12 protein-coding genes are annotated in these 12520 nt (G+C 55.6%); 8 read left to right on the top strand and 4 right to left on the bottom strand.

From position 1 onward, the window contains the following. Positions 1–104 precede the first annotated feature (104 nt). The gene (gene phaC, locus VHE58_01030; protein ID HVS25887.1) at positions 105–1868 is read left to right on the top strand and encodes a class I poly(R)-hydroxyalkanoic acid synthase; all 1764 of its coding nucleotides are present in this window, start codon (positions 105–107) and stop codon (positions 1866–1868) included. A gap of 44 nt (positions 1869–1912) precedes the next feature. Next, complete coding sequence (locus VHE58_01025; protein HVS25886.1) at positions 1913–2659, top strand: beta-ketoacyl-ACP reductase; 747 nt, start codon at positions 1913–1915, stop codon at positions 2657–2659. An 89-nt stretch (positions 2660–2748) separates the two neighbouring features. Here the strand turns inward: VHE58_01025 and VHE58_01020 are convergent, their stop codons facing one another. Next, on the bottom strand, positions 2749–3288 hold the full coding sequence (locus tag VHE58_01020; GenBank protein HVS25885.1) for a phasin family protein: 540 nt from the start codon (positions 3286–3288) through the stop codon (positions 2749–2751). Positions 3289–3523: 235 nt separating this feature from the next. Here VHE58_01020 and phaR point away from each other — a divergent pair, with 235 nt between their 5' ends. Continuing rightward, positions 3524–4114 carry a polyhydroxyalkanoate synthesis repressor PhaR gene (phaR, locus tag VHE58_01015; GenBank protein ID HVS25884.1) on the top strand — a complete coding sequence of 197 codons (591 nt, stop codon included), beginning with the start codon at positions 3524–3526 and terminating at the stop codon, positions 4112–4114. A gap of 30 nt (positions 4115–4144) precedes the next feature. Then, positions 4145–5464, top strand: a complete 1320-nt coding sequence (gene rimO / locus VHE58_01010; GenBank protein ID HVS25883.1) for a 30S ribosomal protein S12 methylthiotransferase RimO — start codon at positions 4145–4147, stop codon at positions 5462–5464. 1 nt (position 5465) lies between these two features. Here the strand turns inward: rimO and VHE58_01005 are convergent, their stop codons facing one another. Together VHE58_01005 and VHE58_01000 are read right to left on the bottom strand one after the other, a co-directional pair. After that, the gene (locus VHE58_01005; protein HVS25882.1) at positions 5466–6011 is read right to left on the bottom strand and encodes a pentapeptide repeat-containing protein; all 546 of its coding nucleotides are present in this window, start codon (positions 6009–6011) and stop codon (positions 5466–5468) included. Continuing rightward, a complete protein-coding gene (locus tag VHE58_01000) occupies positions 6008–7963 on the bottom strand; it encodes an ATP-dependent DNA helicase (GenBank protein HVS25881.1) in 1956 nt (651 codons plus the stop codon). The genes VHE58_01005 and VHE58_01000 overlap by 4 nt, the downstream gene beginning before the upstream one ends. A 334-nt stretch (positions 7964–8297) precedes the next feature. Between VHE58_01000 and VHE58_00995 the strand changes: the two genes are divergently transcribed. Then, positions 8298–8858 carry a hypothetical protein gene (locus tag VHE58_00995; protein HVS25880.1) on the top strand — a complete coding sequence of 187 codons (561 nt, stop codon included), beginning with the start codon at positions 8298–8300 and terminating at the stop codon, positions 8856–8858. A gap of 269 nt (positions 8859–9127) precedes the next feature. On the opposite strand, the gene VHE58_00990 is transcribed toward VHE58_00995, so the two are convergent. Further along, positions 9128–9688, bottom strand: coding sequence for a hypothetical protein (locus VHE58_00990; GenBank protein ID HVS25879.1), 561 nt, complete (start codon positions 9686–9688; stop codon positions 9128–9130). Positions 9689–10509: 821 nt separating this feature from the next. Between VHE58_00990 and VHE58_00985 the strand changes: the two genes are divergently transcribed. The 3 genes from VHE58_00985 to VHE58_00975 all read left to right on the top strand — a co-directional run bounded on the left by VHE58_00985 (position 10510) and on the right by VHE58_00975 (position 12273). After that, a complete protein-coding gene (locus VHE58_00985; GenBank protein ID HVS25878.1) occupies positions 10510–11106 on the top strand; it encodes a hypothetical protein in 597 nt (198 codons plus the stop codon). A gap of 75 nt (positions 11107–11181) precedes the next feature. Next, positions 11182–11676 (top strand): hypothetical protein, encoded by a 495-nt coding sequence (locus tag VHE58_00980; GenBank protein HVS25877.1) that lies wholly within the window; start codon positions 11182–11184, stop codon positions 11674–11676. A 138-nt stretch (positions 11677–11814) separates the two neighbouring features. Next, complete coding sequence (locus VHE58_00975) at positions 11815–12273, top strand: hypothetical protein (GenBank protein HVS25876.1); 459 nt, start codon at positions 11815–11817, stop codon at positions 12271–12273. Positions 12274–12520 lie beyond the last annotated feature (247 nt).

Here is a 12520-nt window from a genome sequence, read left to right as displayed (position 1 = left end):
GTATCCCACGCCAGCGCAGTCGCTCTCAATCACCCCGCTTCGCTTGACAGGGCGCCGCCTCGAAGAGCAAAGTAATGTTTAAAAATATCTTCCTATTCTCCCCCATGAGCTCGCAACCGGAATCGCAGTCTCTACCGCCCGACAACGAGGCGAGCCGGAAACTCCTGCAAGACTTGCTTAAAAATCTTTCGAGCCAGCGCAATCTCGACTCGGTGGGCGAAATTTTTCAGCTGCTCACCGCCAGCGCGGCGCAGGACACGCAGCGCCTGATGGGCATCCACAACCGCTTCTACCAGAAGCAGGTTGATTTGTGGATGAAAATGCTGGAACGCAAACCGGGCGAAACCTGCCCGCCGGTGGTGGCGCCCGAAAAAGGCGACCGCCGCTTCCAATCTGCCGAATGGAGCGCCCTGCCGCTTTTCGATTATCTCAAGCAGTACTACCTGCTCTCTTCGCAGTGGCTGTTAGAAATAGTGGAAGCCGCGCGGGTCGATCCAGAGGCCAAGAAAAAACTGCGCTTTTTCACCAGGCAGTACATTGACGCCCTGTCGCCCACCAATTTTCCGGCGACCAATCCGGAAGTGCTGAAACTCGCGGCGGAGAGCAACGGCGCGACTATCAGCCAGGGCTTGAAAAACCTCATAGAGGATCTGGAAAAAGGCCATATCTCGATGACCGACGAGTCGGCCTTCGAAGTCGGCAGGAATCTGGCCACGACGTCCGGCGCGGTGGTATTTGAAAACGAGCTGATTCAGCTTATCCAGTATAAGCCGCTCACCGAAACCGTGGGGGAGCTGCCGCTACTCATCATTCCGCCCTGCATCAACAAGTATTATGTCCTTGACCTGCAGCCGGAAAACTCTTTCGTGCGCCATTGCCTGGAGCAAGGCAACACGGTGTTCATCGTTTCCTGGCGCAATATTCCGCATGAACTTGGGCATCTGACTTGGGACGATTACCTCGAACTCGGTGTAATTCAGGCAATTGACGTCGCGCTCGCCATTGCCGGAGTCAAAAAACTCAACACGCTGGGCTTCTGTGTCGGCGGTACCCTGCTCGCCTGCGCGCTGGCGGCGCTGCGCGCCAAACGGCGCAATGCGGTTAACAGCCTCACGCTACTCGCCACCATGCTGGATTTCTCCGACACCGGAGAAATCAGCGCTTATGTGGACGAAGCCTATGTGCAGAAACGCGAAGCTGGCCTCGGTCGCGGTGGAATTATTCCGGGGCGTGAACTGGCGCTGGCTTTCGCCAGCCTGCGCGCCAACGAGCTGGTGTGGTTCTATGTGGTAAACAATTACCTCAAGGGCAAAACTCCCGATGCCTTTGACCTTCTTTACTGGAATTGCGACGGCACCAACCTGCCGGGCCCGATGTACATTTACTACGTGCGGAACATGTATCTGGAAAACAGTCTGAAAATACCCGGCAAACTCGCCATGTGCGGCGTGCCGGTAGATCTAACCAAAATCAATCTGCCGACTTATATGCTGGCGGCGCGTGAAGATCACATCGTGCCGTGGAAATCCGCTTACGCCAGCGCCTCGCTGCTCAAAGGCCGAATCGAGTTTGTGCTCACCGCCAGCGGGCATATCGCCGGCGTGGTCAATCCCCCGGCGAAAAGCAAGCGCAGCTTTTATAGCGGCGGCGCTCTCGATACGGACGCGGAAGCGTGGCTCGCCGCTACGCAATCCCACCCAGGCAGCTGGTGGCCGCACTGGAGCGCATGGCTTGCGCAAAAGCGCGGCAAGGAAATTCCGGCGCGCACCAAACCGGGCAACAAAAGCCATCGCGAAATCGAGGCGGCGCCGGGGCGCTATGTCACGGAATGTTGTGCGAGAAACGACTTCAAGCAGGAAGCAGGATGACCCGAATCTTTGTATAACGACATTATTTACCCGGGGGAAACAATATGGCAAAACAAAGAATAGTCCTGGTCACCGGCGGCATGGGCGGGCTGGGCGAATCGATTTGCACCAAAATGGCCGATCAAGGCTATCGGGTTGTCGCCACTTATTCATCGAACAACTCCAAGGTCAAACAATGGGCGGAGGAAATGAAATCGCGGGATTACGAGTTCTATACCGCGCAGGTGGATGTCAGCGATTTCGATTCCTGCGCCAGGATGGTTGCGAAAGTGGAAAAGGATGTCGGCCCCATCGACGTGCTGGTCAACAACGCCGGCATCACCCGTGACATGACATTTAAAAAAATGGCTAAGGCGGATTGGGATGTCGTAATCAAAACCAATCTGGACAGCGTGTTCAATATGACCAAGCAGGTGCTGGACGGGATGGTGGAACGCGGCTGGGGACGCGTCATCAACGTCTCATCGGTCAACGGCCAGAAAGGCGCGTTCGGGCAAACCAACTACGCCGCAGCGAAAGCCGGCATGCATGGCTTCACCAAGGCGCTGGCGCAGGAAGTGGCGAAAAAAGGCGTCACCATCAATACTATTTCCCCCGGCTACATCGGCACCAAGATGGTGATGGCGATACCCAAAGAAGTCCTGGACAGCAAAATCCTGCCGCAGATACCGGTCGGAAGATTAGGCAAGCCGGAGGAAGTCGCCGGGTTGATTATTTATCTTGCTTCGGACGAAGCGGCATTTGTGACTGGTGCCAACATCTCCATCAACGGCGGCCAGCACATGTACTAAAAAAACCCCGCCAGGTTTTGGCGGGGCTAACCTTTATAATAAGGAAAACCTTAGGATAAAGGAGGAGGATTCTGTGTCAGCGGCTCTTCTTAATGGTTCTTCTTGGAGCCGTCTTTTACCGCGCTGGAGGTCGCCGAGTGCGCGGCCTTGACGCCGGCGTCGGCAAGTTCCACCACCTGTTTCGCGGCCTTGGTCATGCTGTCCACGGCGGCCTGCGTGGCGGCCATGGTGGATTTCAGAGCCGCCACCGCCATTTCGGAACCGGGGGCGTTCTTGCTGGTTTTTTCAATGGCGCCCACCAAATCCTTGGTGTAAGCAGACAGGCTTTCTTCAAACAGCTTGGCTAGCTCGGTTTGCGCCTGCGCCGCGACTTCGTACACGCTGCGCGAATAATCCAGCGCCTTCTCGACACCCGCTTCGGCGAGTTTCGTGCGTAAAGCTACCACTTCCTGCAAGTCTTTTACTTCGCTCAAGGCTTTCGCGTTCTTGGCATTCTCTTCAATCGCCTGTTTGGCGGTTTCAAGCTGCAGCTTGACCAGGCGTTCCGCGCTTTCCATGGTGATCTTGGCAAAACGCAGCGTGTTTTCCAGGGTGTTCTTGTTGAGCTCGGGGAATTGCTCGTTAAACATGGGGAAATCCTTTACAAAATTTGATAATCGGCAAGGGCTTTATGTTGCACCGCAACAATGCTATTCTAGAGGCCATGTTTAGCTTTGTCAATCATTTATTGTGCAACGCAATATCAAAGTTTGCGGCTTTCATATTTTTCATTCCCAAATCATGAGGTTATAATTAAGTCCGTATTTGCCGCAACGAACATAAACCTAGACAGTCGCGGCAAGGCCTGATAAAGGAGCGTGCAGCATGAACGACACCGCCAGAGTCATCAAGAAGTACCCGAACCGCCGTCTTTACGACACGACCAGCAGCAGCTACATCACGGTCGCCGACGTAAAGCAATTGGTGCTGGATCATGTCGATTTCCGAGTGGTGGACGCCAAAACCAATGAAGACCTCACGCGCAGCATCATGCTGCAAATCATCCTTGAGGAGGAAAGCGGCGGCATGCCAATGTTTTCTTCCGACATGCTGTCGAAAATCATCCGCTTTTACGGCCACGCCATGCAGGGCATGATGGGAGTTTATTTGGAGAAAAACATCCAGACCTTCATCGAAATGCAGCAGCGCTTGCAGGATCAATCACACGCCATGTACGGCGACAACCCCATGCTGAACGCGGAAACCTGGGCGCAGTTCCTGAAATTCCAAGGCCCGGCGATCCAGGGCCTGATGACGAGCTACCTTGAGCAAAGCGCCAAAATGTTCCTCGACATGCAGAGCCAGCTGCAAAAACAGACGCGCAACATCTTCGGCAATTTCACCTTTCCCAATTTCGGTGTTACTCCACAAGAACCACCCGCCGCCGGCCCGAATAAGGAAGAAGACAAAAAATAAGCAAATGATCTTTACTTCCCTGGCCGCCGCGTGACCGCTGTTCCGAAAATCGGTTTTGTCTCCCTGGGTTGCCCCAAGGCGCTGGTGGATTCGGAGCGCATCCTCACCCGTTTGCGCGCCGAAGGCTATCTGATTGCGCCGAGCTATGAGGAAGCCGACCTCGTCGTAGTCAACACCTGCGGATTTATCGACAGCGCAGTGGAAGAATCGCTGGACGCTATTGGCGAAGCTCTTGATGAAAATGGCCGCGTCATCGTCACCGGTTGCCTCGGCGCCAAAACCGACGTGGTGCGCCGGGCTCACCCGCAAGTGCTGGCGGTCACCGGTCCGCACTCGACCCAGGCAGTGATGGACGCGGTGCACGCACATTTGCCTCAGCCGCATGATCCTTACACCAGCCTGATTCCGCCGCAAGGCGTCAAGCTCACGCCCGCGCATTACGCGTACATCAAGGTTGCCGAAGGCTGCAACCACCGTTGCACTTTTTGCATCATTCCTTCGATGCGCGGAAATCTGGTGAGCCGCCCGATCAACGAAGTCATGCAGGAAGCAGAAAACCTGGTTAAAGCAGGCGTGAAGGAATTGCTGGTGATTTCACAAGACACCAGCGCCTACGGCGTCGACATCAAGTACCGCACTGGCTTCTGGCGCGGCCGTCCGCTCAAAACCTGCTTGGCCGAACTTGCGCGCAGCTTGAGCGAGCTGGGCGCCTGGGTCAGACTGCATTACGTTTATCCTTACCCCCACGTCGACGAAGTGATTCCGCTGATGGCGGAAGGGAAACTCCTGCCTTACCTGGATGTGCCGTTCCAGCACGCGAGCCCGCGCATACTTAGAGCCATGAAACGCCCGGCAGGAGCGGAATGCAATCTGGCGCGCATACGTTCCTGGCGCGAAGTCTGTCCCGACATCACGATACGCAGCACTTTCATCGTCGGGTTTCCCGGCGAAACCGAAGAAGATTTCGAGCAACTGCTGGAGTTTCTCGAGGAAGCGCAGCTCGATCGCGTCGGCTGCTTCGCCTATTCGCCGGTGGACGGCGCCGCGGCAAACGCCCTGCCGGGGCATGTTCCCGAAGAAGTGAAGGAAGAAAGAAAAGCGCACTTCATGGCGTTGCAGGAGAAAATCAGCACCGAGCGCTTGAAGCGCAAAATCGGACGGACCATGACCGTGTTGGTGGATGAAATCACCGGCGGCAGCGCGGTGGCGCGCAGCTCCGCCGATGCGCCGGAAATCGACGGCCGGGTTCACCTCAAGAATTCACGCGGACTTGTGGCTGGCGAACTGGTAAAAGTCAAAATCACCGCCTCCGATGCTCACGATTTGTGGGCGGCGCCGCTCAAGAATTAATTCAAGGACAACCCTTGCAATTGTCGGTGTGCGCGCCCTCGAAATTGGCGCCTTGCAGGTTGGCGCCCTGCACATTCGCACCTTCCAGCTTCGCCCCCTTTAAATTCGCAGCGGCCAGATTCGCGCCCTTAAGGTTTGCGCCATTAAGATTGGCCTTGACCAGGTTCGCCCCCTGCAAATCCGCGCCTTCCAGGTCGGCGCCGAACAAATTGGTGCGGTACAAATTGGCTTCCTTGAGGTTGGCGCGCTTGAGGTTCACGTGCGACATGCTGGCGGACATCAGGTTGGCGCCCTGCAGATTCGCGCCCTCCAACGAGGAGTTGTAAAGAAAGGCGTTTTGCAGATTCACCTTTTCCAGGTTTGCGCCATCGAAATTGGATTCGTAAAGCTGCGCGAATTGCAAGTTCGCGCCGCGCAGGTCGGCGCTTTGGCAGTAGGCGTTCGGCTGGAGCTGGCACATGGGATTCTGCGCCTGTGCGGCCGGCAACAATAGCAGCAAACCGCAGATCTGCCCCAGATTGAGAAGCAGCAGATTTTTGCTTTTCATTTCACGCTTTCCGTTTGCATGACAGAGTGGCATTCTTCGAGAAAATTCACGGCTTCGGTTTCCTCGCGCGTGCGCCGCATCGGCGGCAGGCTCCGCCAGATTCTGCGGCCATAAGACTTGGACAACAAGCGCGGGTCGCAAATCATCAGTACCCCGCGGTCGGTCTCATCGCGAATTAAACGCCCCGCGCCCTGTTTCAATGTTATCACCGCCCGCGGCAACTGATATTCCATGAACGCATTGCGCCCCTGCCGGTTGATTTGCTCGATCCGCGCCGCCAGCACCGGATCATCCGGCGGCGCGAACGGCAGCTTGTCTATGACCACCAGCGACAGCGCCGGGCCACGCACGTCCACTCCTTCCCAGAACGACTGGCTGCCCACCAGCACCGCATTGCCGAGCCTGCGAAAGCGTTCCAGCAATTCGCTGCGCGAGCCCTCGCCTTGCACCAGCAGCGGATAATCCAGCTTTGCTTCGTGGAAATATTCCTTAAGCAGGCTTCGCGCTTCCTGCATCGCGCGCAGACTGGTAAACAGCAGGAAAGCGCGGCCGCGGCTGGCTCTGATGAGGGGAAGAGCTGCCTTAATCACCGCTTGAGTATGCTCGCCGCTATTGGGATCGGGCAACGCCTGCGGCAGATACAAAAGCGCCTGCCGCTCGTATTCAAACGGGCTGTCCCAGGAAGCGGTGGCCGCATCCTGCAGCCCCATTTCCTGTTGATAGTGGCTGAAGTCGCGATTCACCGACAAGGTGGCCGAGGTGAACACCAGCGCGCGCGCATTGCCTTCGATCTGCTTGCGGAAAATTTCGGCAATTGATAAAGGCGTGCTGTTCAGCTGCATTGAATGCGCAAACACTTCGCCCCACCGCACCTGCGTGATGTCCTCCGCGTCGCGCCAGCGCGCAATTTTAGCCGCAAGCTCGAGGCCGCGCTGCCGGCAATGGCGCAGACCTTCGCCGCGCTCGGCTTGGCTTTCCAGCAATCCGGTGAGCGCATCGAGTTTTTCGCATAACCCATCCAGGGCCGCCTTGAAACCGGAAATATCCTGTAACGATTGCTGCGACAGGCGCGCGTTGTCTTCTTTCACAGTCAGCCGCAAATCCCTGGCGGCTTTATCCAGAGCGGCTGCAGCCTCCGGCAACACCGTGAAATCGCGCGCATTGGCGATGCCCTCCGTGCGCGTATCGCGGGCGAACTCTAGAATCTGCGCGGTGCCGATGCTTTCCCCGAAAAACAAGCTGGCGGTTTCCGGCAACTGGTGCGCCTCGTCGAAAATCACCGTGTTGCACGCCGGCAGCAATTCCGTCACGCCCTCGTCGCGCAGCATCACGTCGGCAAAGAACAAATGATGATTCACCACCACCACGTCCGCCTGCTGCGCTTCCTTGCGCGCTTTCATCACGAAGCATTCCTGGTAGTTGGGGCATTCCTGGCCGAGGCAGTTCTCCCGCGTCGAGGTGACGTGCGGCCAGATGCCGGCATTCTCCGGCACATTGCCCAAACCGCTTTTGTCGCCCGAGGAGGAAGTGCGCGCGTATTGCGTAATCAGCGGCAGATAACCCGCGTCTTCGCGGCTCGCAAACCGGCCCTCATTCAAAGCCTGATTCAATCGGTAATGGCAAACGTAATTGGCGCGTCCTTTGAGCAAGGCCACGCTGACCGGCGCCTTCAGCGCCGCGTGCACAGAGGGAATATCGCGGTCGAAAAGCTGGTCCTGCAGCGTCTTGGTGCCGGTGGAAATAATCACTTTGCCGCCGGAGAGCAGCGCGGGAACCAGATACGCGAAGGTTTTGCCGGTACCGGTGCCGGCTTCCGCGATCAGCACCGAATTGCGTTTGAGTGCCTCCGCGACCGCGTGCGCCATTTCGACTTGCTGGGGCCGTGGACTGTAATCGTTTACGGCCTTGGCGAGTGCCCCTTGAGTAGAAAAAATAGAGTCGAAGTCGGGCATGAAGCAGTTTAGCCCATGTCTAGTGGGCTGTGCACCCCCTGACCTCCTTTGTTCGTCACGTGGGTGTAGACCTGTCCTGAGCCTGTCGAAGGATCATGGTGGTCGAAACATCCTGATGCCCCACCAGTTCCCTCAAGGTGGTCTGTGATTTTATAAAGCCACTCTCCCATAACGCCTTGATTCCGGTGTAGGATAACAAAAACATGCTGCATTTGACGCAATTAATTACACCTTTTCGGGTGTCTATATCTAGTTATGCGCTAGGCCGTGCCCGTTGAGCCGATCATTGATGAATACCGCGCGGTTGTAGACGCCATCTACGGTATTTTCTTGGATGCGCGCGACGGATTTGCGCATGTTCTCGAGAAGGCGGAAAAGTCTTAAGGTTGAGAGTAAGCAACGCGTAGAGAAGCTCATCGAAGAAAGACCCGAGTATGCGGGGATGAAGTACGGGGGACTTGAGCACTCATATGGACGCATCGTTCGCGCGGGTGCGCGGACTTACAGCCACTTACACCAAGTGCCAATTGAAGAGCTTATTCGACGGAATTCGGAGGGAGGCTCCAACTTTCAGTTTATTGGCAACACATGTTTGGCAGTGGTTTATCAGTACTGGGAAGACCACTATCGCGCGGCAATTGCAGGTGAGCTAAAAGTAGAACCCGCGCAAATAGAAGTACCCGTATTTGGAGAGCTTCGGTGGTTGCGACACGCGATTATTCATAACCGAGCGATCACGACCGCTGATGTCGCAAAGTGTGAGCGGTTCAACTGGTACAAGCGCGGCGACCAAATTATTTTCAGTCGGGAGAAATTTGAGTTGGTGATTGATGGAATTCTGGAGGCTCTGGATGGGATCAAGGCCAATCCCAATAGCTACATCAAAAGCGCATAACCGCGCGTTCGAGAACGGACGCGCGACCATGCGGCCGCGCGCCGCTCAACGCGGACGTTAGAAGGCAGGAGGAGCGACCGTGACGGAAGAAGAGGGTCGCGAGGGGTTCGGGCACCCATACTGAGGGAGAGAAACCATGTCCAGTGATTAGGGTTAGATCTGTTCTGTTGAGTCTACTGACTGTCGTGGTCGTTGCCGGTTGCGCGGGGGTCACCCGTCATGATGCTGCCAGCGAAACTAGCCGAGGATTGGTGGGGGCGTGGCTCGTGTCAGCCAGTCGCCCAGGTGGTGTGGGGAAGAACCTTCTTACCTTTTCGTCGGATGGTACTTTCTTTCGAAGCGGGGATACGCATCCGGTACTCAGCGGCGCGCATGGTGCCTGGAAGCGCGTCGGCGACAGGGAGTTTGATGCTACCTATATCGCGTTTCGATTCGATCAAAACGGAAAGTGGATCGGAAGCAATATGACCCGGATACACATTATCCAGGGCCCTGGCGACAACGAATTCACGGGCGTGGCCAAAGTCAGCGCACGCGACTTGCAGGACAACGAGGAGAGGACGTCCGAATCGCGTCTTGAGGGAAAACGTATCCAGGTAGAGCCATTCTGACATATCGTTTCGGTTTGAGCAAACCGCCGGGTTAAAAAGTCGAATCGACTGCACTTGATTGGTTGCAGGTATGAGGCGCGTCCAATAGAAGAGGTTGTAGTGGGGGGACGAGAGTCGCTTTTGCGTTTTCGATATGCCTTCTAATAGTCGCTTGCCCGCGCTTGCGCGCAGAGCAAAACGCGGCGTGGTAACAATATTTTTTGTTCCTTTATAGCGCATGGATTCTGTCATAGGATGACAGCATACCCCGCTCTATGGGGCAATTAATTACACCTTTTCGGGTGTCTATATCTAGTTAGCGATCATGAACCGATTTGCCCCGTTCCTGCTTTTCTTGCTGCTCCTAGTTACACGCGGTAGCTCCTATGCCGGGGAACTTGGCCCTCCGAGGCAACTGGAGAGCGATTTGAAGCTTCAACCGTATGTTCGTTGTGATGGTTCGCTGAAGGAGTACGTGGAGTGACTCTAGACCGGCGTCCGCAGACTGCCGAACCATGGCGGGAAGTAAGTTTCGGTGGCAAGAGCCAGCGTATCTCGGTAATAGATGGCTACAGTGTGATGTACTCGTATGCTAGGACCTATCCCTTCGCGAACCTGAAGGCTGAACGATCTGACCCTTCAAAATATCTAGAGGATAAACAGATCGTCACATCGTACTTTGCGGACATAGCGAAGGCGAATGGCAAATCAGATCTAGTTGACTTCTCCGGTCAGGGTTTCTCAGTCCAAACGCTCACGAAAAGAGAACTAACCGGAAGGACACTCGGGATAACCCAGATTTTGTGGGACGAAGACTCGGTAATTGTAACCATCTATTTCTTGAATCAAGCGCCAGAGAATCGCAGGTTCAAGACCTATGAAGAATTTATCTCGTTACGGGATAGTTTTATTCGTGGCTATATTGAATGTGTGACCAAGAAGAGATCAAATCCGATCCTTTCCCAATGATGCTAACTACTCATTCCACCGGACCCGTTGCAATCGGCGCTTCGCACCGCTTGCAACGAGCCGGTGAATTCCGACGTTAGGACGCTAGAAGAGTGGAACCCGATAGCCTGATCCCGCTCTGGATCAAGCTTGCCTACACGCTTTTTGTAGCAATCACCGTGCCGGTCTACGCGACCAAGTACAGTCGCGACAACTTCCTTTGGTTTTCGGACATCGCCTTGTTGGCCACCGTCGCCGCGCTCTGGTTCGAGAGCCCTTTCCTGGCAAGCATGATGGCGGTTGGGATACTGCTGCCGGAGGCGCTCTGGAATGTAAGCTTCTTCGGGCAGCTCCTGACCGGCAAGCGCGTGAGCGGACTGACCGACTACATGTTCAACGCACGCAAGCCGCTGTATCTCAGGGCACTCTCGTTGTTCCATGGGTTCTTGCCCATATTGCTGATCTGGATGATTGCTCGACTTGGATATGAACCGGGAGCCTGGATTGCGCAGACGGCCCTTGCCTGGTTTGTGCTCCCGCTGTGTTATTGGCTCACGGATCCCGCAGAGAACGTGAACTGGGTGTTTGGTCCCGGAAACCAACCGCAAAACCGCATGGCGCCACTGGCTTATCTGGGTCTGCTGATGGTTGGCTTCCCCGTGCTTATTTATCTTCCTACGCATTTGCTGCTTCGGAGCCTGTTCGGGTGAAGATTGATATGTTCCGCTCGGGCGACTAGGATTATTAGGCATTCCCCTAATCTAGACACCCGAAGGAGGTTACCCATGGCTGCCAGAAAGAAAGCGAAAGCCAAAGTAAAGCGGAAGAAGACGCCGGCCAGAAAACCGGCAACCCTGAAGAAAACCGCACCGGTCAGGAAAAAGGCCGCAGGGAAAAAGCCGACGGTGCGGCGCGCAGCGCCAAAGAAAAAGCCGGCAGCCCGGCCGTCCCCCAAGGCGCGACGAGTACGCACGCCCCCGCGGCCGGCCGGAGCGGCGGCACCCGCTCCCTTGGCAGGTGAGGAGCGCGTCGGGAGCGTGACTCACTACTACAGCCATCTTTCTGTCGCAGTGGTGCGGATGGAGTCGGGCAGCCTGCGCGTCGGCGACGCGATTCATGTCTGGGGCCACACGAGCGACTTCCGCCAGCTGGTCGAGTCCATGCAGATCGAGCACAAACCCGTGTCTGAAGTCAGTGCGGGACAGGAATTCGGCCTGGGAGTGACCGCCCACGCGCGCGAGAACGACGTCGTGTACAAAGTAACCGCTCCGCTGCCATAAAGCCCGGGGAGTAGGCCTGACTAATTGCTCCAGCGGACGGCTGGCAGCCGCCGTTGAGCCGCACCGTTGGGCAACCCCTTTCGCATCCAAATTCGTCCGTTATGCGTAACCTATGCTTCCAAAAAGCGGGTGAAAAAAATGACAAACACGTTGACAGTCAAATTTACGGGGACAATACGACAACCATTACATATTGTCAGCAAGCAATATGGAGACATTCGCCATCACGCTAAACACCGGGTTCACCCCGATATCGCATTTACAGTGCTATCCGAGCAAAACGGAGTGTGCCACTTTAAGCAAGAAGTGGCGTTGCTCGGGATGAAGCAGATAGATGAAGTTTTTCAGAAACGGTTGGCTGATGGAAGTCTTGAAAGCGAAGTGATCTCCGGCACTAACAAGGGAACCAAGATCTTTCAGTCCTTTCAGCCGTTAGAGCCAAACGCAACATTGATACAAATCCGGGTGCAAATTCCGCTGAACGGGATCAAGAAAGTACTGAAGCCGTTTTTCAGGATTGCAGTACTAAGCACGTTAAAAAAGGCGTTTGAAGAAGATCGGACCGACCTGGAGGACAAAGGCTATCCAAGAGGCTGAGTTCTCAGTGAAGAGCGAGCAAACGGGGCAGAGCCAGATTTTTTGTGAGATCAACTCATCCAAAAAACTCGATTCTGACACTCAATGCATGTTTTGGCCGCGGCAATTTGGGCTGCCCCCGGTTTCACGGACACCTTGTTAAGGTAGGATGATACCTATGGAGGTGTACGATGGAAAGACGGAAATTCAGCCGGGAGTTCAAGCTTGAGGCAGTGAAGCTGGTAAAGGAACGCGGGGTGGCGCTTAC

This window comes from Burkholderiales bacterium, assembly GCA_035543335.1.
GTDB lineage: Bacteria > Pseudomonadota > Gammaproteobacteria > Burkholderiales > JAHFRG01 > JAHFRG01.
The sequence above is the reverse complement of the archived record's forward strand: the minus strand, read 5'-3'. Positions and strand labels throughout refer to the sequence as shown.

Excerpts from the sequence above, each read along its gene's own strand:
- VHE58_00980 (HVS25877.1), top strand. The coding sequence starts at position 11,182 with ATGGCTGCCAGAAAGAAAGCGAAAGCCAAAGTAAAGCGGAAGAAGACG.
- VHE58_01000 (HVS25881.1), bottom strand. The coding sequence starts at position 7,963 with ATGCCCGACTTCGACTCTATTTTTTCTACTCAAGGGGCACTCGCCAAG.
- phaR (HVS25884.1), top strand. The coding sequence starts at position 3,524 with ATGAACGACACCGCCAGAGTCATCAAGAAGTACCCGAACCGCCGTCTT.
- phaC (HVS25887.1), top strand. The coding sequence starts at position 105 with ATGAGCTCGCAACCGGAATCGCAGTCTCTACCGCCCGACAACGAGGCG.
- VHE58_00975 (HVS25876.1), top strand. The coding sequence starts at position 11,815 with ATGACAAACACGTTGACAGTCAAATTTACGGGGACAATACGACAACCA.
- VHE58_01020 (HVS25885.1), bottom strand. The coding sequence starts at position 3,288 with ATGTTTAACGAGCAATTCCCCGAGCTCAACAAGAACACCCTGGAAAAC.
- VHE58_00995 (HVS25880.1), top strand. The coding sequence starts at position 8,298 with ATGCGCGCGACGGATTTGCGCATGTTCTCGAGAAGGCGGAAAAGTCTT.
- VHE58_00990 (HVS25879.1), bottom strand. The coding sequence starts at position 9,688 with ATGCGCTATAAAGGAACAAAAAATATTGTTACCACGCCGCGTTTTGCT.
- VHE58_01005 (HVS25882.1), bottom strand. The coding sequence starts at position 6,011 with ATGAAAAGCAAAAATCTGCTGCTTCTCAATCTGGGGCAGATCTGCGGT.
- VHE58_01025 (HVS25886.1), top strand. The coding sequence starts at position 1,913 with ATGGCAAAACAAAGAATAGTCCTGGTCACCGGCGGCATGGGCGGGCTG.